We start from the raw sequence: 21,968 nt of genomic DNA on the forward strand, positions 1-21,968 counted from the left end.
TCATCCTGAAGATAACCAAATCCTTGGTGCTTTCCTGTTCCGTGTCAGAATCCTTCCGACAAGGTTTAATTTACGCGATTTAGGATTTTGGACAATAGATTTGCATCACACTTTCAATTCAATAAAGTTGTTAATTATATAAAACAATTAAAATTCAGCAACTTAACCATATGCACTTAAATCTCTCTAGTGATGTATTCGTGTTATCTCACAGCCTTTGTAAGAGATCTCTCACAAGCTATGGGCGGTTTTATGATTCGCTATCATTCACCGGAGCGAGTAAAATGACCAAAGACTAAAAATGGAGGTCAACATGCTGACAAAAGATGTGTCTGAAGAGTTGAAATCAGTGCTTGAAGGACTGCAAGCACAAGGGAAAGAGCCGACAGTTGCTTTAGTTAAAGCTCGTATGAGCACATCCGTTCCGATGCCAGCTTTAATCATGACTATCAAAAGCTGGAAAAGCGCCAATCGCGTCCCTAAAGTGGAAGTCGCGACACAAGAAGAGCCGACACTTGATCGTGTTAGCCAACTTGAAAAGCAAATCCTTGAACTTACCGCTCGCGTTGCCACGCTTGAAGCTAAGTTAACGAAACAATAAGTTAACTGAACAATAAGCTAACTGGTCAATAAGGCAACTGAGCAATAAGTTGACCGATAAATAAGCTAACAGAGAAATAGAACACTATGAAGATATGGGTTGATGCGGACGCTTGTCCTAAGGTTATCCGAGAAACAATCGTACGCGCAGCTGAACGCACAGGGGTGGAATGTACCTTTGTCGCAAACCATTTGGTTCCCGTTCCCAAGCGTAATAACATTCACTCAATTCAAGTTCCAAGCGGATTTGATATTGCAGATGATGAAATAGTAAAACGCACTGAACCCGGCGATCTCGTGATTACCTCCGATATCCCTCTCGCTGATGAAGTGATCACCAAAGGTGCGCTTGCTTTAAGCTCTCGCGGCGAGCTTTACACCAAAGAGACCATTAAAGCGCGTCTCAACATTCGTGACTTTATGGATACTATGCGTTCAAGCGGTATCCAAACTGGCGGACCAAGCACCCTTTCACAAACCGATCGTCGTGAGTTCGCAAACCACCTCGATCGCCTGTTAGCTAAACGCTAACCGCAGTATTTGAATGACGACAACTTTAGAAGTCGTCTCTTAACCGCTGTAGCCCAGATGAAATTTTAATCGACATACTCCGTTCTTAATATTTATTACAATAACGGAGTATTGCTTATGATTCGTCGAATCGCCCTCTCACTATCCATTCTTTTTGGTAACACCCAACTTTCTTTCGCTGATGAAGGCTTTGCCGATGAACACTTTGCTGATCAAGAGTACGGAATCATCGGAGGCAGTATCACCTATGGTGAAAGTGTTTTCTCCACTAAAAGTGCCCCTCAATTTGGCGCGACACCCAACCTATTCTACTCAGGTCCAAAAGGTTTCATCGATGGCAGCCTAGCCAATTGGCAACTGCTGCCTTACGTAGGGTTATCTGGAAATTGGCGCTTTGCAGAAGTGTCAGACACTTTTGTGGACCTACCTAACGGCATTCAAGACAGAGATGGTAATGGAGAACTGGGGATAACCTTAGGAACGGTAGGCGCACGCCTCACCTACTTACACGATGTGACTTCAGAACATAGCGGCTACGAAGTTCAACTTCACTTAGGCAGAACGTTAGAAACCTGGACGCAGCCATTCACCATTACGCCCTACCTAGAAGTCGATTATCGAGACAAGAAACTGTCCAATCACCTGTATGGTATTTCTAACACCGAATCATCAGCTTCGGGACTAAACCAGTTTGATGCGGGCTCAACCTTTGTCTATCAAGCAGGGTTAATCGGGCTTTATGAGTTCACGCCAACTTGGATTGGTATCGCTCGAGCAGACCTAATTCATCACGACAGCGACAGCGCATTAATACAGCGAGATTTAGGCTGGTCATTCGAACTAGGCGTCACCTATCGGTTTGCGGGATTGTAAGTTTACTGACTCAAACAAAAAGAGCCTGCATTGATGCAGGCTCTTTGGTATCTCGTCTTTTATTCAGTTAATAAGCGAATTAAAATGTTCGCCCATCACTGTTAACTAAGGCGTGTAGAAAGTTGCAGCACCTGGACCTACTGGTAGACCGAATACGAATACCCATAAGTAGAACAAGATACTCCAACCGAACATGAATACCATTGAGTAAGGTAGCATTGTCGCAATCAGTGTACCAATACCTAGGTTCTTCATGTAACGAGTCGCTACTGCAAGGATAAGACCGAAATAGCTCATCATTGGTGTAATGATGTTGGTTGTTGAATCACCGATACGGTAAGCCGCTTGAATCGTTTCTGGTGCATAGCCTACTAGCATCAACATTGGAACGAAGATTGGTGCTGTTACTGCCCACTGTGCAGACGCTGAACCGATCATCAGGTTAATGAAGCCACACATTAAGATAAACGCGAAGAACAACATTGGACCCGTTAAGCCAATATCTTGTAAGAAGCTAGCGCCACCTACAGCAACGACTTGACCAAAGTTCGTCCACTTAAAGAAAGCAACAAACTGTGCAGCAAAGAAGACAAGAACAATGTACATACCCATTGAAGACATAGACGTCGCCATTGCATTAATCACATCACGGTCATTCTTCATTGAACCGGTAACTTTACCGTAAACAAAACCAGGAATAGCAAAGAATACAAAGATAAACGCGACGATACTTTTCAGGAATGGAGAGCCTGAAATCGTGCCCGCCTCTGAACGTAGAACACCATCAGCAGGAACAACAGTCCAAGCTAAAAGCGCACTGACGATTAATACTGCAACACCCGCAAACTTAAGGCCTTTCTTCTCAGTATCATTGAGCTTACCCATTGAGTCATTTGAAAGGTCTTCAGACGCGTCTTCGTCGTTGTATTTACCCAGCTTAGGTTCAACAATCTTCTCTGTTACAAATGCACCGGCAATCGAGATAAAGAAGGTCGAAACAAACATGAAGTACCAGTTTGATTCAGGGCCAACAGAGTAAGAAGGATCAAGCATTTGTGCCGCTGTTTCTGTAATACCAGAAAGCAGTGGATCAACCGTACCGATAAGTAGGTTTGCAGAATAACCACCAGATACACCAGCAAATGCTGCCGCTAGACCAGCTAATGGGTGACGACCCAATGAGTGGAAAAGCATTGCTGCAAGAGGGATAAGAACTACGTAACCCAGCTCAGATGCCGTGTTAGAGATAATACCGGCAAATACCACGGTTACAGTAACCATGCGCTGAGATGCGCCCATTACCATGCCGCGCATTGCCGCAGATAATAGACCTGAGTGTTCAGCAATCGCAACACCTAGCATTGCAACAAGCACAGTACCAAGTGGCGCAAAGCCAACAAAGTTCGAAACTAGATTCGTTACGATGAGTTGTAAGCCTTCAGCATTAAGTAAGCTTACAACGTGGATCATGCCATCAGCAGCACGACCGCTAGCACCTTCTGGGCGAGGATCCATTACAGATACTTCGAAGTAACCAGCAATTCCTGAAGAGACTAGGATTGCGACACAGAAGATTGCGAAAAGAGTGATTGGGTGGGGTAAAAGGTTCCCCAAATATTCAACGCCATCGAGAAAGCGGGTAAAAATTGGTTTCTTTGGCGAGTTGTTTTTTATTGAAGCTGATGAACTCATCAGTTCCCTCCTTGTAGTGATTCCTGTGCAATTGTGACAAAAATGTTCAAATTGCCAGCGCAGAGTACGCGACAAAATTATCAATTAGAAATTCAAAATGTTACAAAATGTGTAATAAATGACTACTTTTAACTCTATAAGAACAATTAATTAGCAAATAAATCTACATTAAATACAAAAACTAGATTTATAATTCACAAAAATACATTCACCACAAAAATAACTGGCGATATAACTCATTGATTCATTTAAAAATAAAACACAGCATACGCTAATTTAACACGCAATATTCTGCAAGGTTCCTCTCGAAGGAAAAGAAAAACAGACAAATGAATGAAGTTTGACTTTCCCCTCGTTTTTACACTCGTGTCACATCAATTTGACTGACTATTTCTGAACCGCTTTGAATCTCGGATTGGTTTTACAGATGACATAGTGACGGCCTCTACGCTTTACTATTTGGCAATCTGGGTGACGGCTTTTCGCACTTTTAAGTGATTTTACAACTTTCATTTATTTAGCTCCCTTGCCTAATTGACCAAAGCGACGAGTGAAGTTCGCAACACGTCCCTCTTTATGTAGAACTCGCTGTTTACCCGTATAGAAAGGGTGCGACTTTGCAGACACTTCAATCGTGAAATAAGGGTAAGTATTGCCATCTTCCCATTCGATAGTACGTTCTGTTTTCAACGTTGAGCCAATCAAGAAGTACTCATCAACACTGGTGTCATGGAACACCACTGTGCGGTAGTCAGGGTGGATATTCGGTTTCATTGTATTTCCCTAAATAATTAAATTGATATGTTATAACATATCAAATGATAATTATTATCAAAAGAAAAACAAGTGATTTTATGATATTTTTCCGTCTTAACTGAAACCAGAGAACACCTTGCTATGTACACCATTGAACCTGTTGGCTTTATTGAGTCTCCTTATAAAGAGAAGTTCGCTGTGCCAAGACAGCCTAGGTTAGTACCCACTTCTACCTCAAGAGTCAGGCTGGTTGACGCAGCAAACTGTCTTGAGTCTGTTCGTGCTATTGAGCAATTTAGTCACGTATGGTTGTTGTTTTTGTTCGATAAGAACCTTGAAGCGGGCTGGAAACCAACAGTGAGACCACCTCGACTTGGCGGTAATGAACGCATTGGTGTCTTCGCATCGCGTGCCACCTTTAGGCCGAATGGAATTGGAATGTCTGCGGTTGAACTCAAAGGTGTATCTCAAGAAAAGGGACAAACTTGGTTGGACTTGGGCAGTGTTGATCTCGTTGACGGCACTCCTATCATTGACATCAAACCTTATATTCCCTACTCGGATTCAATTCCCGATGCACGAGGAGGGTTTGCCGCCGATGAACCTGAAGTGTTAGATGTGAACTTCTCGCAGCAAGCCCAAAGTAAGCTGTCTGGTCACCCACAGGCGCGCCATATCATTCAGGTGATCAAAGAAGTGTTAGGCCAAGATCCACGACCCGCCTATAAGAAAGGCAAGCCAGACAGTAAAGAATATGCGGTAAATTTGTTCGATCTTAACGTGAAATTCGTTGTTGAAACGGTTTTCATCAATGTTACCGACATTGAACGCTTTTGAGATCCCAAATAGGCTGATATTATATACGGCTATATCAGATTTGCTGTCGTCACTCACTGCAGCAAGTTTTCTTTTATCAATGATGAAACGGATACCATAGAATGCGTACCAGTAACTACCTTCTTTCTACTCTGAAAGAGACTCCAAACGACGCAGAAGTTATCAGCCACCAGCTGATGCTACGTGCAGGTATGATCCGTAAGCTAGCTTCAGGTTTATATACTTGGCTACCTACTGGTCTACGTGTACTGCGTAAAGTCGAAAATATCGTTCGCCAAGAGATCGATAATGCAGGTGCCGTTGAAATCTTGATGCCCGTAGTTCAACCGTTTGAGCTTTGGGAAGAGACTGGCCGTTCTGAAAAGATGGGTCCTGAGCTACTTCGTTTCACAGACCGTCATTCTCGTCCGTTTGTTCTTAGCCCAACAGCAGAAGAAGTGGTAACGAGCCTAGTACGTAACGAGATCAGCTCTTATAAACAGCTTCCTCTAAATCTGTACCAAATCCAGACTAAATTCCGCGATGAACGCCGCCCTCGTTTTGGCGTAATGCGTGCACGTGAATTCTCTATGATGGATGCGTACAGCTTTGATATCGACAAAGAAGGCTTAGAAAAGTCTTACCAAGCGATGCACGATGCTTACTGTAAAGCATTCGACCGCATGGGCCTTGAGTACCGTCCAGTATTGGCAGACTCTGGCGCAATCGGCGGCAGCGGCTCTCAAGAGTTCCACGTTCTTGCTGAAAGCGGCGAAGACCTAATCGCATTCTCTTCTGAGTCTGATTACGCAGCGAACATCGAGAAAGCAGAAGCACTAGCTCCAACGACTGAAACGGCAGCGCCAACTCAAGAGATGGAACTTGTTGATACGCCAAACGCAAAAACAATCGCAGAGCTTGTAGAACAACACGGTCTAGCAATCAAGAAGACAGTTAAGACTCTATTCGTTAAAGCTTCTGATGCAGTAGATGCAGACATCATCGCACTGATCATCCGTGGCGACCACGAACTGAACGAAGTGAAAGCAGAGAACCTTCCACAAGTTGCTTCTCCACTAGAGATGGCTTCTGAAGAAGAAATCCGTGCACTCGTTGGTGCAGGCCCTGGTTCACTTGGCCCTGTTGGCCTAAAGCTGCCATTCATCGTTGACCGCTCTGTAGCAGTAATGAGTGACTTCGGCGCTGGCGCTAACGTAGACGGTAAGCACTACTTCGGCATCAACTGGGGTCGTGACGTTGAACTTGCTCAAGTTGAAGACCTACGTAACGTTGTTGAAGGCGACCTTAGCCCATGTGGTCAAGGTACTATCCAGCTTAAGCGCGGTATCGAAGTTGGTCACATCTTCCAACTAGGTAACACTTACTCTAAAGCAATGAACTGTAACGTGCTTGGTCCTGATGGTAAGAGCGTAATCCTAGAAATGGGTTGTTACGGTATCGGTGTTTCACGTGTTGTTGCATCTGCTATCGAGCAAAACCACGATAAATTCGGTATCACTTGGCCAGACGCACTAGCGCCGTTCCAAGTTGCTATCGTACCAATGAACATGCACAAATCTGAGCGCGTTAAAGAAGCAGCTGAGAAGCTATACGCTGAATTAACAGCTATGGGTATCGAAGTACTATTCGATGACCGTAAAGAGCGCCCAGGTGTAATGTTTAAAGATATCGAGCTAGTGGGTATCCCTCACACTATCGTTATCGGCGATCGAAGCATGGACGAAGGTAACTTCGAATACAAAAACCGTCGTACTGGTGATAAAGAAGCTATCGCTATGGACACGGTTATCGAGCACCTTAAGGCTCAACTAGCTAAGTAATCCTATTTGCTAGCTAATAAATATTTAGTTAGATATTGAAAGGCTGCCACTAGGTGGCCTTTTTTGTACCTGTCGTTTCTCTTTAAACTCCCTTCTATTTATCACTAGAGTAAATAACGTAAGTTAATCCCCTGTTCATCTTCAAATCCGTATATTGGTGTCATCAACTTTTTGGACATGCTCACCATTGGAGGTATCGATGGATATCAAAAGCTTACTGAACCAAGCACTTAAATCAGATCTCGTTAAACAAGGCACTCAGAAACTGTCACAAGGATCTTCAAGTTTAAGTGGCCTTACTCAAGGCAGCAATGGCAAGAGTAGCAGTAAAAGTACACTAGGCGCCTTCGGTGCAGGCGCAGTTGGCGGAGGACTCTTAGGTGCGTTAATGGGCTCTAAGAAAACCAAGAAAATGGGTAAGAAAGCCGCTGGTATTGGTGGTGCAGCGGCACTTGGCGCACTCGCTTACAAGGTCTATAACGACTATCAATCTAAACAAGGCCAAACACCGAATGTCGAACAAACTCAATTTGATGAGAACGACTCAAACCATAGTGTGCTGATTCTAAGATCTATGATTGCTGCGTCCAAAGCCGATGGTCATGTCGATGAGGAGGAAATGGCCAAGATCGAGCAAGCGGTCGAAAATATGGGTGCGGACTATCAACTGACTAAATTGGTCTCTGAAGAACTTCACAAGCCACTCGACCCAAGCGAAATCGCTCAACTGGCAACGTCGCCTCAACAAGCGAGTGAAATTTATTTAGCCTCTTTGATTGTAGCGGATGAGCAAAACTTCATGGAGAAGGCTTACCTCAAAGAACTAGCTAAGCAACTCAACCTTGCTGATGAAGTTACTTATCAACTTGAACAACAAATATCCGGCTAATCATTAGATACTAAGCGACTCAATAAATACCAGCGAATCGTAAAGAACGACTCAAATGGCAAGCTAGCAAAGTAATACATTGAGCATTAACAGAATGAGATATTGAGCAAGAACAAACTAACTCTGAACTTAATCAGATCCACTTTGTTTTTGCTTATCTCTATGTGTATATTGAGATCAGTTATCATTTGGTTAGGTATAAAAATGAAAGTATACGATTGTTGTGATTTGGTGCGTGAACTGTATTCTCAAATTGGCAGTGGCGACCAAGGCTATATCCCTAAAGCGATCACCTGCGCAGTAAAAACATTAAATGACCTTGCTGCAGATGAATCTCTTCCCAAAGAAGCAAGAGATCGCGCTGCATTTGCCGCAGCCAATCTGCTGATCTCAGATTTCGAGGACTAATATGAACCTCGCTAACTTTGAAAAGATGGACTCTGTGATGTTGATGAGCATCATCAACATGAAGCTCCGTGACGACTTCGGCGGTGATTTGGATCGAGTAGTCAACTTCTACGAAATCGACAAAGCAGCCTTAATCGCAAAACTTGCGTCTGCTGGTTTTGAGTTTCTTCCAGAAGCCAAACAGTTTCGATAGTCATTTAAAATAAGCTTGATTTTGAAAGGCCAGCCTCAGTGTTGGTCTTTTTTATTGGTAATACGTATTGGATAAACATGTAGTTAGCCAGTTATAAATTATCTGTCTACATCTATACTTTTATATCTTAGAGTGAACCAACGCTCCTTGAATCAAAGCGTGTTGTTGTATAGGCTACCCAGAACAGCATATAAAATTCATCACTAAGTTTGATGATATCGAAGGACTAACAATGAAAAGACTCGGACTATTAGCCGTTATCACAGCCGCACTCACCGCAGGTTGCGCTTCAAATACACAGCAAGACAACTTTCGTGAAGCCTCTTTTGAGCTGTGTAATACCGAAGTCGATATCTACTCAGTAAGCCATGATGAGCGAATTCGTATCGTCTGTTCTGATGGTTCTAAATTCGCTTTGAACAGCGAAGATACACTAGAAGTAATGCGTGATATCAACATCGACTACTGCGATGGCGAAGGCTTAGGCAAATTCAACGAGAGCCGCAGCTACTACTCGTTTAGATGTAAGTCAGGTACTTTACTGAGCATCAAAAAGTAAAACCGATACCAACAAACAGCAAAGGGTTGATGTGCAAACATCAGCCCTTTTTAGTACCTGCCTTTCTGTATTCTCAGATAACCCAACGCTCATACCGACAAATACAAAAAAGGCCCCTATACAGGAGCCCTTCAAATCGTATGTTTCAATCAAATAGATTTAGTTCAAGGAAAAGGCGCGGAGTTTTCAGCACCTTTCCCTAAAACAAAAAAGGACTCAATGAGCCCCTTTAAAAGTACTTTTCAAAGTAGTCGTTTGAAATTCTAGGAGAGCACGCGGAGCTTACGGATGTAAGTGAGCATGCTCGACAACGAAGTTCAAATTACTACGAAGAAAAATTAAGCGTAAACAGGTAGACGCTTACAGATCTCTAGTACTTTCGCTTTAGTTGCTTCGATAACAGACTCATCGCCCATGTTATCAAGGATGTCACACATCCAGCCAGCAAGAGCTTTCGCGTCTGCTTCTGAGAAACCACGACGAGTAATAGAAGGAGAACCGATACGGATACCAGACGTAACAAACGGGCTACGTGGATCGTTTGGTACTGAGTTCTTGTTAACTGTGATGTTAGCTGAACCTAGTGCTGCATCTGCCTCTTTACCTGTGATGTCTTTGTCGATTAGGTCAACTAGGAACAGGTGGTTCTCTGTAGAACCTGAAACGATGTTGTAACCGCGTGCTAGGAATTCAGCAACCATTGCTTTTGCGTTAGCAACTACGCGAGCTTGGTATTCTTTGAACTCTGGCTCTAGAGCTTCTTTGAACGCTACTGCTTTACCAGCGATAACGTGCATTAGAGGGCCACCTTGGCCGCCTGGGAATACTGCTGAGTTTAGCTTCTTGTAAAGATCTTCACCTTCGTTAGAAAGGATAAGACCACCACGAGGACCAGCAAGCGTTTTGTGCGTTGTAGTCGTTACAACGTGAGCATGTGGAACTGGGTTCGGGTAAACACCTGCAGCGATAAGGCCAGCAACGTGCGCCATATCTACGAAGAAGTAAGCGCCTACTTTGTCAGCGATTTCACGCATGCGCTTCCAATCACAAACTTGAGAGTAAGCTGAGAAACCACCGATGATCATCTTAGGTTTGTGCTCAATAGCTAACGCTTCCATCTCTTCGTAATCGATTTGGCCAGCTTCATCGATACCGTAAGGAATGATGTTGTAAAGCTTACCAGAGAAGTTTACTGGAGAACCGTGCGTTAGGTGACCACCGTGCGCTAGGCTCATACCTAGAACGGTATCGCCAGCATTCAATAGCGCCATGTATACAGCGTTGTTAGCTTGAGAACCTGAGTGAGGTTGTACGTTCGCGTATTGAGCGCCAAAAAGTTCACATGCACGTTCGATTGCTAGAGTTTCAACTTTATCTACGAACTCACAACCGCCGTAGTAACGCTTACCAGGGTAGCCTTCAGCGTATTTGTTTGTAAGTTGAGAACCTTGAGCTTCCATTACACGTGGGCTTGTGTAGTTTTCTGAAGCGATAAGTTCGATGTGCTCTTCCTGACGAAGAGTTTCTTCTTGGATAGCTGCGAATAGGTCCGCATCGTAATCAGCAATGTTCATGTCACGCTTAAGCATCTGTATCTCCTGACTCAGATTGTACTGAAAGTTTCAAAAAAACCACACAACGACCGAAAGCAAACGTTTCCGTCACCGTTTTGATGTGACGCATTCTACATAATTTGATCTAGGTCATAAAGAGCTAATTGCAATTTTATCATGCAGTTTTTTCATAATCACATATAAGATTCATCATGGTTATTAAGCTTATCCAACCAAAGATGACGCTTACTGTCAATTTTACGCTTTACACCCTGTAAAACGCAGATTACATAGGTTTACCTTAATTTTACCCCTCAAGCTACCGAAAGCTAAGGTTTTTCTCTACTATGCACGCCTTTATTGGTTAGGTAATTATTAAAACGATGGAAAAACACTCACGTAAAGAAGATTGGGTAGCAATTCTCACTGGCACGTTTTTAGTGGCGTTAGGCGTCTTCTTTTTACAGTCAGCGAACCTGCTTACCGGTGGTACTACTGGCTTGGCTCTGCTTTTGAGTCAATTCTTACCTGTAACCTTCGGTATTTTGTACTTTTTGGCCAACTGTCCATTCTATTTATTAGCGTGGAAACGATTTGGCCGTAGCTTTGCCATTAGCAGTGCAATTGCTGGTGCGTTAGTTTCTGTGTTTGCCGATCATTTATACCTAGTTATCTCACTAGAAGTTCATAACGAGATCTACTGTGCTGTTGCCGGTGGCTTATTAATGGGCTTAGGTATGTTAATCCTATTCCGTCATCGCTCCAGCTTGGGTGGCTTCAACGTATTATGTTTATTTATCCAAGACCGCTACGGCATCTCTGTAGGTAAGACTCAAATGGGCATTGATGCTTGTATTCTGTTTGCGTCTTGCTTCTTCGTATCGCCTTGGGTAATTGCCGTTTCGGTATTGGGCACCGCAGTATTGAACATCGTATTGGCAATGAATCACAAGCCTACTCGTTACTCGGTGAATTACGCGTCTTAATACCCATCCCCCTATGAATTACTAGCTGTTTTTAGTAACAAAAACAGCTAGAATTTAGGTTTTATAAACCGTCGCCTTTTCTATGCAAGATTACCTCTCCAGCGCCAAAGACCAACAAGCTTCTATTTATATTGAAGGCTTGGAGTTCAACCCCAACACACGAGTCTTAAGCTGCGACGAGCAGGTCATTGATTTAGAGCCTCGTTCTATCGAGCTCTTAGAGTTATTTCTTACCAGCGTTGGTCAACCGCTCGCCGCCGAGCACATCATTGAATCAGTATGGCAAAGTAACTTCATTTCCAAAAATGTTCTGACCAACCGAATCAGTACGTTACGTTCAGTACTTCAAAAACACCTGCCTGATAGCGACGCAACCAAAATACTAGTGACTTACCCACGTAAAGGCTATTTTCTAAACCCAAACTCGGTTAGTTTTGCCGCGACCTCCCCTGAAACTGCACCGAATGATGCAGAACTGGAATCTCCAGTCAGTCAAGAAGGGAATAGATCTAATCCAGTTAACCCTTGGTTAGTCGTGGTGTCTTTGGCTTTGCTGATCAGCACTGCGGTAATGGGTTACATGCTTTGGCAATCTCCCACTCGCGCTTCAGAAATTGAACGTGACCAACGATTGATTCCTAAGGTCGAGCTTCTCCTGAACCGATTGGATGCCATTGGTGAGAATTCCAGAAAATACCGAAAAGTCGTAAAAGCATTATTACTTCAACAGCAGATTGAATACGCCTACACCGATATTGCTAACCAAGATGCGCCAAGCTACTTCCTTGACCCTATTGATAGCTCTCCCTTCTTTCCGGGCGCAAAGAACATGCGTACCAGTGATTACCTGCTTAACATTCAGCTCAAAGGTCAAGAAGTGGACAAACGCCTTATCGCAAAGATAAGCCTGATTTACCCAAACTCAGGGAAGCTCGCATTTGGTGGTGTTTACTCTATTGATGTCAATAATATCAGCAGCAGCCTTATGGAGATCAACCGAGAGCTAGCTAACTACTTTGCACTGCCAGCACCATTACCGCCAGAATGGTCAGTCGACAATGCCGAAGTCAGCGAATTGCTAAGTGGAAAAGCCATAGCGCTGGATGGCATCAAGCTCAATACCATGACGTCGACTCTGATTGCGCGTCAACTTGCGCTATTTGAAACAGATCAAAAGAAGCTCGTCGCGTTCACTAACCTTGTTCAAACTCGTTTTAACCGACTACCAGACGAACTGAAGCTGTGGCTTGGTATCATTCATTTCAAACTAAGAGACCTGCAAACCGCAAAAGAGCTTCTGACCAATACCTCAGGCAACTCTACGATCGAAAATGCGTTGGTTTATATGATGGTTTCTCATATCGCTTATAAGCAAGACAACATGGAGAAGTTTCGCCTCAACTACATGGAGTCTCTAGTTGCCTTATTGAGAGTGGTTCCATCCGAAGATCTATTCGCCCGGCTATCCAAACCAGAATCAAAATCGACCTGCCTGCAACCTTGGAAGAGCTTGAAGCTAAGCGTTAAAGACCCAATTATCATAAAACAGTGGGAAAGCTTAATGCTAAATTACTGCACAGCTGTTGGGCAACAGATCTCAAGTCAAAACAAAAAACCATTTGAAATAAACAACTTAAACATAAATTAAGATCTTATGTGACTTCGTTTTTTGCCCTATTTACTCTTCAAACAATAACATTCATAAAAACATCGGGCCCACCAAGGGCTTCCAACTTTAGGAATGTTCAACATGAAAAAAACAATGACGCTGCTTGCGACTTCTCTCTTTGCTCTTTATGGCTGTGGCGGCGGAGGCGGCTCTTCTTCTGGTTCAACAGATGGTAATAAAGGTCCAAACAATCAGGTTGATTACCCGATTGCGAGCTCTGCATTTTCCCCTAAACCAGAAACAACATTGGGCTACTCATTTACCACAGATGGTCAGGCTGAAGGCGTGATGACAATGAACTTCACTCCTGTAAGCAGTGAACTCATTATTGCAGGGTTAGAAGAAGAGACCGGCAATGAAGCAGTAGTTCAAGTTATCAATGACCTGATCAACTACGGCATCACCGAATTTTATGTTTCTGAAGACATCATGACGAATACTGAAGGTACAGAAGAAGACGGCAGCATTTATTTTGCAGGCCCTGACCGCGGTCTACACGAAATCACCAAAGCTTACTTGATTGGCGACCAATACATCACAAGAATGATGTACAGCAGTCCACTGTTCCGATTGAAAGGGACAGACGTAAAAGAGAGCGACCCTATTATTGATATCAGTGAAGAAACCGTTTCGTTGCAAGTCACGTTAGATGGCGAAGCAGTCGCTAACATGCTGAATGACTTTGAAGACCACTCGTGGGTAGCAAGCCTTCCAACTGACGCCTCGTGCCGAGTCACATGGAAACAACAGATTGAAGAAACGGGCGTACGTAAGAGTTTCAAAATCTCTGATAAATCGATCGAAGCTGCGAACCTAACAGAGAAAAACACCTACAACATCAACTGTGAAGGCATGGATTCCGCAGAATTTGGCTCATCATCAGAGCGCTGGTTCAACCCTAGCATCGGCTTGATTGAGCAGATTGAATTGATGTCTGTAGAGCAATCTACGCTCGAAGAATCAGCAGCGATACTGACCTCAATTAGCTAGCCTTGACTTAGATTCACTAAACCTAAACTTAACCGCGAGCTAACCGCAAACAATAAAAAAGGCTTTGGGGAGCACTCCAAAGCCTTTTAACAGCCGAATCCTTTAAGGGGAATAGAATCAAGCCGATTGAAATAGATACAAGGCTAACCTTCGATCAAGAGAATCCGAGTCTCGTAAGGTCGCAAAACTTGATGATGAGACGCTACTAAACTCTCGCTCACTTGATAATTAGACAACAAGCTCTTAGCCTTCGCCACCTCAAAACGTTCAGGTAAAACGCATTCAGCCTCTTCACCATAATAGTTGTTAATGCACAGCAGAGTTTGTCCTTCACTCTCACGAGAGTACGCAAATACCGACGGGTGCTCAGGCAATAAATCTTGATAGCTGCCATAAGTAATCACGGGCACTTCTTTACGTAACTCAATCAAACTCTTATAGAAATAGAATACCGAGTCTTTATCTTCAAGCGCTTGCTCAGCGTTGATCTCAGTGTAGTTATTCGCAACATCTAACCATGGCTGTGATAGCGAAAAGCCAGCGTACGTCTCACTGTTCCATTGCATTGGTGTACGAGAATTATCACGTGATTTCTGCGCTAAAATAGCCATCATATCTTCATGAGCCACACCATCACGGTTCACCATGATGTCGTACATATTGGTACTCTCTACATCACGATACTGGCTGATCTCTGTGTAACCCGGGTTGGTCATACCAATCTCTTCACCTTGATAGATATAAGGTGTGCCTTGCATCATGTGGACTGACGCAGCAAGCATCTTGGCTGATTCAACGCGATATTGCTGGTCGTTACCCAAGCGGCTCACGACTCTTGGTTGGTCGTGGTTACACCAGAATAGTGCGCCCCAACCTTTGCCGTTCAAACCGGTTTGCCAGTGATTGAAGATCGACTTGAGCTGTAAGAAATCAAACGGTGCATTAGTCCACTTCTCACCATTGGTGTAATCGACCTTAAGGTGGTGGAAGTTAAACACCATTGATAGCTCGCTGTTATCAACATTTGAATATTGCTGACAATGTTCCAACGTGGTTGAAGACATCTCGCCGACGGTCACGCTGCCGTATTTCTGGAATACCGCTTCGCTGATCTCTTTCAGGTATTCGTGCACACGTGGACCATCGGTATAGAAACGACGACCATCACCGATATCATCGTTAGGGAAATCTTGTTGCTTCGAAATTAGGTTGATCACATCCAAGCGGAAACCGTCAACGCCCTTCTCAGCCCAGAAGCTGATAACGTCTTTCACTTCTTCGCGTACAACCGGGTTCTCCCAGTTGAGGTCAGCCTGTTCTTTGGCGAATAAGTGTAGGAAGTATTGCCCTGTCGCCTCATCGAGTTCCCATGCATTACCACCGAACTTAGACTGCCAGTTGGTTGGTGCTTGACCGTTTACTGGGTCTTTCCAGATGTAATAATCACGGTATGGGCTGTTTTTGTCACCCAGTGCAGACTGAAACCATGCATGCTCTGTCGAAGTATGGTTTACCACGATATCCATCACGATACGGATGCCACGTTGATGCGCTTCAGACAGTAACAAGTCGAAGTCTTCCATGGTGCCGAATTGAGGGTTAATCGCGTAGTAGTCTGAAATATCGTAGCCATTATCGATCATAGGAGATGCGTAAACAGGGGTTAGCCAAATCGCATCCACGCTCAAGTTTTTGAGGTAATCCAGTTTCGAAATGATCCCTTTGATATCGCCAGTACCTTTATTGCCGCTGTCACAAAAGCTCTTTGGGTAGATTTGATAGATGGTTGCGGTTTTCCACCAACTTTCATCATGCTCAGTCATCGCCATCTCTAACACTCACTTACCAGAAAATATAAATAAAAAATCACCATGCTTACATGGTCAAATAGGAATCATTCCTAAGAGAAAAAGCGATGACTCACTTGAAGTCATCGCTTGCTAAATCCATTACGCGTTGGCGGTTTCTAGTTCGCCTTTCATCTGTGCTCGTTTATAGAAGAACAATGTCAGCGTTATCGGCAGTACAACCGCCACCAGCATCGCGACTAAGTAAATCGACCAATATTGAGGTTGAATCGATAAGATACCCGGCAAGCCACCAACACCGATACCATTCGCCATCACACCTGCACTACCACAGATTGCAGCCGCTGCGGCACTGCCGATCATTGCGCTCAACATAGGGAATTTGTATTTAAGGTTGATGCCGTACATCGCAGGTTCCGTTACACCTAGGTAAGCAGAGATTGCTGCTGGTACCGAGATGTCTCGTTCACCTTCACGTTTACTCAAAATAATGATGCCGACAACCGCTGAAGCTTGTGCAATGTTTGATAGTGCAATCAAAGGCCAGATTGGTGTGCCACCTAAGTCTTGCATTAGTTGTAAGTCCACAGCGTTGGTTGTGTGGTGAATACCCGTAATAACCAAAGGTGCGTATAGGAAGCCAAATACCACTGAACCAAGAATCGCGAAGTCACCAGTCATTGCCACTTTGGCAGCGAAAGCCACACCATCACCCAACATACGACCAAATGGGCCAATAAAGGCGTGAGCTAGAATCACAGATAAGATGATCGAGACAAATGGCACAACAACTAGGTACAGATAAGAAGGTACAATGCGCTTAAGGTTTGTCTCAATGAAGGCCAGAGCCACACCCGCTAACATTGCAGGGATCACCTGAGCTTGATAACCGACCTTCTCAATCACGAACAAGCCAAAGTCCCACACCTCAGGTACCGATTTACCTATCATGTAAGCGTTCATCAACTGTGGAGAAACCAAGGTCACACCGAGTGTGATCCCCAGAATTGGCGTTCCGCCGAGTTTCTTAACCGTTGCCCAACACACACCAACCGGTAGGAAGAAGAAAATCGCTTCGCCAATCAACCATAAGAAAGAATGAACGGTTGCCCAGAACTGGCTGATTTCAACCAAGGTTTTGCCGTCGAACATGCGAATGTCGCCAATCACATTACGGAAACCAAGAATCAAACCACCAGTAATAATGGCAGGCAGCAGTGGTACGAAAATTTCGGCTAAATGGGAGATACCACGCTCAAGGAAGTTCATGTTCTGGCGAGCAGCCAACTTCGCCTCATCTTTTGATGATGCATCTTTGCCAGTTTGCTCAATCAAAAGTGCGTACACCTCATCAACCTCGGTGCCAATAACCACTTGGAATTGACCTGCGTTAGTAAAGCAGCCTTTTACCAGCTTAAGCTTCTCTAGTTCTGCTTTGTTCGCTTGTTCCGTATCGTTCAATACAAAACGCAGTCGGGTCAGACAATGGCTGACACTTGCAATATTCTCTTTGCCACCGACTAACTCGATAAGACGCGCAACGTCTTGCTTCGCTATCTTACTCATACTACCCCACCCTGGTTTCATTCAATTACTCTTCTAAACCATGCAGCTATAACCACTTCGATTCAGATTAATGGGAACATTCCCAATTACGGTTATTATAATGCCCACATGAATGATAAATTAAAATGGGAACAGTCCCATTAATTGAAAGAGATCACACTCTAATTTTAATCTAAGCGGTTCAATTTCGCTTGATTGAGTGGATTATAGAATCGGAGATTGAGTGTGATGAGAGATCTCTGAATTGCCTAAAAGCTGAGAGATCAATAGATTAGCGGCCAATTTACCTGCAGATTGATACCCAGGATCAATGCTAAATACTCGAGGGAACAAGAAAGAGAGAAGATCATTGCCACCGACACCAGTCACCACCACATCTTCACGTTGTAACTCTTGCAAACGCTTGATTACGCCAAGAGCCAATGTATCACTCGCACAGACAATGGCTTGAGTCGTAGGAACAAGCACCTCATCCACCAACTGATAAGCGCTTTCATGATGAAGTTGACCAGTACGATAGTTCGCAATTGAACCTGTATTTTCACACCACTCGAGATAAGCCTTAAGACGCAGTTCTCCGGTTGATTTGTCACTAGGATCAACGCCAATGAAACCAACCTCAGAGATCCCCTGATCTGCTAAATGCGTTAACGCACTATTGATCACCTGTTGGTTATCATAGTTAATCGACGTCACGTTCTCGGTATCCAGAGCAATCACCACCGCTTTGTGTTCCCAAGCTTCAATCGCAGGAATATCACAGTCAGTAAAGCCGAATACAATAATGCCGTCTACATTGCGACGCTTGAGAACCTGCAGATGCTCATTGGCTTTTTCTCTATCAAGCTGACTTTCCATGATCACGACGTCGTAATCCGCTCGATACAATTCGGCCAGCATCGTACTTACCGCTTTGTTTTCAGAAGGAGAGTCCAGACGAGAAATGATTACGCCGATGACTTTTTGACTGCCACCACGCATAGACTGTGCAGACTTTGAAGGCGAGTACCCAGATTCTTGAATTACTCTTTCCACCCTTTCACGGGTTTCAGGTTTCACTTTTGGATCATTGGTCAGAACGCGAGATACAGTTGACTTACCAACACCGGACAGCTTAGCAATATCGAGAATAGTGAGTTTTTTGCTCATAAAAAGTCTAACGTTAAAGGGAAGAGAGGAAAAAGCGAGGGCATAACCCCTCACTTAACTGTTTGTAAATCCTAGAAGTTAACTATGACTTACTTTCGGCAATTTTTATAGACGACACGACCAAGTTCTAGACGTGCGTTGTCACCTTTAGTGCGTAAAGTGACGCTATTGATCAGTTCAGAGGTTCCATCATCTAAGATGTACTTCGTTCCTGAACCTGCCGCTATTTGAGTTAGGCGATATTCATTCTCTGGCAAACGTAATACCGCTTTTTCATTACCAAGGTAAGCGACCTTAAATGAAGCGTCAGACTCACATTGATAAGTCACGAATTGGTCATCCGAGACTGCACCATCAGGCGCCGCGGATTGAGAACACCCGACTAACGCTACCGTACATAGAGATGCTGCCAACAATGCTTTCATACTGCGTTCCTCATCTTTATATAGTTAACGGCGCTGATATCTTATTTATGGGTTAGCACCCCAGTTGACTGGTTAGAACCGACGTAATAAGTAAGCCTGTTAACGATAGGAAAATGTATCAGCCTTTCAGGAAAGCTGGTACATCTTTAATGCTATCTAGCACTACACTGGCAAGTGCCTCACCCTTTTCAGTCACGGGTTTACCGGTTCTCACCAATACTCTGGTACCAACACCAGCGGCTTCTGCGGCCATCATGTCTTCAGCTTTATCGCCAATCATGACCGAGTTAGCCATATCAATTTTGAGAAAGTCACGCGCTGAAATGAACATACCAGGTTTAGGCTTGCGACATTCACAATCTTGCTTGTAGTCGCCAATGCCGTGTTCAGGGTGATGAGGACAGTAATAGATACCATCTAACTCAACGCCATTATCGACAAAGTTCCAATCCATCCACTGTGTCAAAGAAAGAAAACGATCTTCGCTAAACTTGCCACGAGCAATACCAGATTGGTTGGTCACAAGTACCAATAAATAGCCCATATCTTTAAACGCTTTTGCCGCTTCAAACACACCATCGATGTATTCAAAGTCATGCTCATCATGTACGTAGCCATGATCAACGTTAATCACACCATCACGATCTAAAAAAACAGCAGGTTTAGACAAAATTCAGTTCTCTATCAACTCTCTATTAATCATTAATTATTACACGCTTTATTTGCTTCATCACTATCTATTTAGTTTTGCGTTCGTTAACGATTTGTTTCTACCTTAGCAACACAATCGACGTTTAGCCGTCTAGACGTAAAAATATCTATTGACTTAGATCATAGAACACCATAGCATCATCTGTAAATCGAGCGAGCTATCGATATATTATTCTGTTTTACCTGCACGAGTTTCCCTATGATTAAAGTGAATCAAGTCAACAAGGTTTTTTATCAAGGCACCAAAGAAATCAATGCCTTAATTGATATCAACCTCCACATTCCTCAAGGTCAAATCTTTGGAGTCATCGGCTCTTCAGGTGCAGGCAAAAGTACCCTGATCCGTTGTGTAAATATGTTGGAAGCCCCGACCTCAGGTGAAGTGATTGTTGACGGTATTGACCTGACAAAACTCAGCAAATCAGAACTCAGCGAAGCTCGCCGTAACATCGGCATGATCTTCCAACACTTCAATCTGCTGTCTTCTCGTACTGTATTTAACAACGTAGCACTGCCTTTAGAGCTTGCTGGTAGAGATAAAGCTGCGATTGAAGCGAAAGTGAGTGAACTACTTGAGCTTGTTGGTCTATCGGATAAGCGTGATACCTACCCTGCGAACTTAAGTGGTGGTCAAAAGCAGCGTGTCGCGATTGCTCGTGCACTAGCGTCAGACCCAAAAGTATTACTATGTGATGAAGCGACCAGTGCGCTGGATCCAGCAACGACTCAATCTATTCTTGAGCTGCTACGTGAAATCAACCGTAAGTTGAGTATCACTATCCTATTGATTACTCATGAAATGGATGTGGTTAAAAGCATCTGTCACGAAGTAGCGATCATTGGTGATGGTGAGTTAGTGGAGAAAGGCACCGTGGGTGAAATATTCGCACACCCTAAAACAGAGCTGGCACATCAGTTCATTCGTTCAACGCTCGATCTAACGATTCCTGAAGATTACCAAGCACGTTTGCAAGAGACTCGTGTAAACAGCAGCTATCCACTGGTACGCCTTGAGTTTACAGGCGCAACGGTCGATGCTCCGTTGATGACGCAAATCGCACGCAAATTCAACATCGACGTCAGCATCTTAAGCTCTGACCTTGATTACGCCGGCGGCGTGAAGTTCGGCATGATGGTTGCTGAATTGTTCGGCAATGAAGCAGATGATAATGCTGCTATCCAATTCCTACGCGACAACAATGTAAAAGTAGAGGTGCTTGGTTATGTCCTTTAATTTCAACGAGATTGCTGACTGGATCAGCCTTAACGGTAACCTTCTATTAGGCGCAACAGGCGAAACTCTTTACATGGTTGCTGTTGCTGGCATCGTTGGTTTCGCTGTCGGAATCCCATTAGGCGTGATTCTACACACGACTAAAAAAGGTGGTCTGTTAGAGAACACCAAGCTAAACAAAATTCTTGGTGCGGTTGTCAACGTAGGCCGTTCAGTGCCCTTCTTAGTACTGATGGTTGCGATCATCCCACTGACTAAGATGTTGATTGGTACCTTCATCGGTACAACCGCAGCGATTGTTCCACTAACAATTGGCGCTATCCCATTCGTGGCTCGACTTATCGAGAGTGCGCTACTTGAAGTACCAACAGGTCTAGTAGAAGCCGCTCAATCAATGGGCGCAACACCAACACAAATCATCAATAAGGTTCTGCTTCCTGAAGCACTTCCGACTATCATCAACTCAGTAACGATTACGTTAGTGACTCTGGTGAGCTACTCAGCAATGGCCGGAACTGTAGGTGGTGGCGGCCTAGGTGATGTCGCGATTCGTTACGGATTCCACCGCTACGATGTGACCATCATGGCTGTGACAGTAGTAATGTTGATTGTGCTTGTACAAATTATTCAATCAATCGGTGATTCATTGGTTCGCCGCGTTGACCACAGATAAAGACTCAGCGTTAAAACGCAAACTATCTAAGACAAGAGTCGTCTGA

23 protein-coding genes are annotated in these 21,968 nt (G+C 44.0%); 14 read left to right on the forward strand and 9 right to left on the reverse strand.

Going from position 1 to position 21,968, the window contains the following annotated elements; translation table 11 throughout:
• The first annotated feature begins 313 nt into the window (after positions 1–313).
• The 3 genes from DUN60_RS10505 (at position 314) to DUN60_RS10515 (ending at position 2,004) form a co-directional block, all read left to right on the forward strand.
• Positions 314–601 (forward strand): hypothetical protein, encoded by a 288-nt coding sequence (locus DUN60_RS10505; RefSeq protein ID WP_114633903.1) that lies wholly within the window; start codon positions 314–316, stop codon positions 599–601.
• Positions 602–687: 86 nt separating this feature from the next.
• Positions 688–1,131, forward strand: coding sequence for a YaiI/YqxD family protein (locus DUN60_RS10510; protein WP_004734361.1), 444 nt, complete (start codon positions 688–690; stop codon positions 1,129–1,131).
• Between the two features lie 117 nt (positions 1,132–1,248).
• Complete coding sequence (locus DUN60_RS10515; RefSeq protein WP_114633904.1) at positions 1,249–2,004, forward strand: MipA/OmpV family protein; 756 nt, start codon at positions 1,249–1,251, stop codon at positions 2,002–2,004.
• Between the two features lie 105 nt (positions 2,005–2,109).
• Here the strand turns inward: DUN60_RS10515 and DUN60_RS10520 are convergent, their stop codons facing one another.
• The 3 genes from DUN60_RS10520 to DUN60_RS10530 all read right to left on the reverse strand — a co-directional run bounded on the left by DUN60_RS10520 (position 2,110) and on the right by DUN60_RS10530 (position 4,470).
• Positions 2,110–3,696: an AbgT family transporter gene (locus tag DUN60_RS10520; RefSeq protein WP_114633905.1), complete on the reverse strand. Its 1,587-nt coding sequence runs from the start codon at positions 3,694–3,696 to the stop codon at positions 2,110–2,112.
• A gap of 387 nt (positions 3,697–4,083) precedes the next feature.
• The gene (gene ykgO / locus DUN60_RS10525) at positions 4,084–4,209 is read right to left on the reverse strand and encodes a type B 50S ribosomal protein L36 (RefSeq protein ID WP_004734365.1); all 126 of its coding nucleotides are present in this window, start codon (positions 4,207–4,209) and stop codon (positions 4,084–4,086) included.
• Positions 4,210–4,470 carry a type B 50S ribosomal protein L31 gene (locus DUN60_RS10530; protein WP_004734366.1) on the reverse strand — a complete coding sequence of 87 codons (261 nt, stop codon included), beginning with the start codon at positions 4,468–4,470 and terminating at the stop codon, positions 4,210–4,212.
• A gap of 123 nt (positions 4,471–4,593) precedes the next feature.
• Between DUN60_RS10530 and tsaA the strand changes: the two genes are divergently transcribed.
• The 6 genes from tsaA to DUN60_RS10560 all read left to right on the forward strand — a co-directional run bounded on the left by tsaA (position 4,594) and on the right by DUN60_RS10560 (position 9,158).
• Positions 4,594–5,289 carry a tRNA (N6-threonylcarbamoyladenosine(37)-N6)-methyltransferase TrmO gene (gene tsaA, locus DUN60_RS10535; RefSeq protein WP_114633906.1) on the forward strand — a complete coding sequence of 232 codons (696 nt, stop codon included), beginning with the start codon at positions 4,594–4,596 and terminating at the stop codon, positions 5,287–5,289.
• Positions 5,290–5,390: 101 nt separating this feature from the next.
• A complete protein-coding gene (locus DUN60_RS10540) occupies positions 5,391–7,109 on the forward strand; it encodes a proline--tRNA ligase (RefSeq protein WP_114633907.1) in 1,719 nt (572 codons plus the stop codon).
• 199 nt (positions 7,110–7,308) lie between these two features.
• On the forward strand, positions 7,309–7,998 hold the full coding sequence (locus tag DUN60_RS10545; RefSeq protein WP_114633908.1) for a tellurite resistance TerB family protein: 690 nt from the start codon (positions 7,309–7,311) through the stop codon (positions 7,996–7,998).
• Positions 7,999–8,202: 204 nt separating this feature from the next.
• Positions 8,203–8,406 carry a YaeP family protein gene (locus DUN60_RS10550; RefSeq protein WP_009847436.1) on the forward strand — a complete coding sequence of 68 codons (204 nt, stop codon included), beginning with the start codon at positions 8,203–8,205 and terminating at the stop codon, positions 8,404–8,406.
• A gap of 1 nt (position 8,407) precedes the next feature.
• Positions 8,408–8,599, forward strand: coding sequence for a DUF4250 domain-containing protein (locus DUN60_RS10555; RefSeq protein WP_114633909.1), 192 nt, complete (start codon positions 8,408–8,410; stop codon positions 8,597–8,599).
• A gap of 232 nt (positions 8,600–8,831) precedes the next feature.
• Positions 8,832–9,158, forward strand: a complete 327-nt coding sequence (locus DUN60_RS10560; RefSeq protein ID WP_114633910.1) for a hypothetical protein — start codon at positions 8,832–8,834, stop codon at positions 9,156–9,158.
• Between the two features lie 338 nt (positions 9,159–9,496).
• On the opposite strand, the gene glyA is transcribed toward DUN60_RS10560, so the two are convergent.
• The gene (glyA, locus tag DUN60_RS10565; protein ID WP_017106297.1) at positions 9,497–10,747 is read right to left on the reverse strand and encodes a serine hydroxymethyltransferase; all 1,251 of its coding nucleotides are present in this window, start codon (positions 10,745–10,747) and stop codon (positions 9,497–9,499) included.
• A gap of 347 nt (positions 10,748–11,094) precedes the next feature.
• Between glyA and DUN60_RS10570 the strand changes: the two genes are divergently transcribed.
• From DUN60_RS10570 to DUN60_RS10580, 3 genes are all read left to right on the forward strand, one after another.
• Positions 11,095–11,697, forward strand: coding sequence for a YitT family protein (locus DUN60_RS10570; RefSeq protein ID WP_114633911.1), 603 nt, complete (start codon positions 11,095–11,097; stop codon positions 11,695–11,697).
• 82 nt (positions 11,698–11,779) lie between these two features.
• Positions 11,780–13,345 (forward strand): winged helix-turn-helix domain-containing protein, encoded by a 1,566-nt coding sequence (locus DUN60_RS10575; protein WP_114633912.1) that lies wholly within the window; start codon positions 11,780–11,782, stop codon positions 13,343–13,345.
• Between the two features lie 102 nt (positions 13,346–13,447).
• Positions 13,448–14,356: a hypothetical protein gene (locus DUN60_RS10580; protein ID WP_114633913.1), complete on the forward strand. Its 909-nt coding sequence runs from the start codon at positions 13,448–13,450 to the stop codon at positions 14,354–14,356.
• 143 nt (positions 14,357–14,499) lie between these two features.
• Here the strand turns inward: DUN60_RS10580 and treC are convergent, their stop codons facing one another.
• From treC to gmhB, 5 genes are all read right to left on the reverse strand, one after another.
• Entirely contained in the window at positions 14,500–16,185 is a 1,686-nt protein-coding gene (gene treC, locus DUN60_RS10585) for an alpha,alpha-phosphotrehalase (RefSeq protein WP_114633914.1), read from the reverse strand.
• Between the two features lie 120 nt (positions 16,186–16,305).
• Positions 16,306–17,730 (reverse strand): PTS trehalose transporter subunit IIBC, encoded by a 1,425-nt coding sequence (gene treB, locus DUN60_RS10590; protein ID WP_016791314.1) that lies wholly within the window; start codon positions 17,728–17,730, stop codon positions 16,306–16,308.
• A 204-nt stretch (positions 17,731–17,934) separates the two neighbouring features.
• Entirely contained in the window at positions 17,935–18,879 is a 945-nt protein-coding gene (gene treR, locus DUN60_RS10595) for a trehalose operon repressor TreR (protein ID WP_114633915.1), read from the reverse strand.
• A gap of 89 nt (positions 18,880–18,968) precedes the next feature.
• Complete coding sequence (locus tag DUN60_RS10600) at positions 18,969–19,304, reverse strand: MliC family protein (protein WP_019824951.1); 336 nt, start codon at positions 19,302–19,304, stop codon at positions 18,969–18,971.
• 118 nt (positions 19,305–19,422) lie between these two features.
• Entirely contained in the window at positions 19,423–19,974 is a 552-nt protein-coding gene (gene gmhB, locus DUN60_RS10605; RefSeq protein WP_004734374.1) for a D-glycero-beta-D-manno-heptose 1,7-bisphosphate 7-phosphatase, read from the reverse strand.
• Between the two features lie 240 nt (positions 19,975–20,214).
• Here gmhB and metN point away from each other — a divergent pair, with 240 nt between their 5' ends.
• Both metN and DUN60_RS10615 read left to right on the forward strand, forming a co-directional pair.
• Positions 20,215–21,249: a methionine ABC transporter ATP-binding protein MetN gene (gene metN, locus DUN60_RS10610; protein ID WP_114633916.1), complete on the forward strand. Its 1,035-nt coding sequence runs from the start codon at positions 20,215–20,217 to the stop codon at positions 21,247–21,249.
• Entirely contained in the window at positions 21,239–21,922 is a 684-nt protein-coding gene (locus tag DUN60_RS10615) for a methionine ABC transporter permease (protein WP_114633917.1), read from the forward strand. Before metN ends, DUN60_RS10615 begins: the two co-directional genes overlap by 11 nt.
• Positions 21,923–21,968 lie beyond the last annotated feature (46 nt).

Origin of the sequence: Vibrio splendidus (assembly GCF_003345295.1) — a bacterium.
Lineage (GTDB): Bacteria > Pseudomonadota > Gammaproteobacteria > Enterobacterales > Vibrionaceae > Vibrio > Vibrio splendidus_K.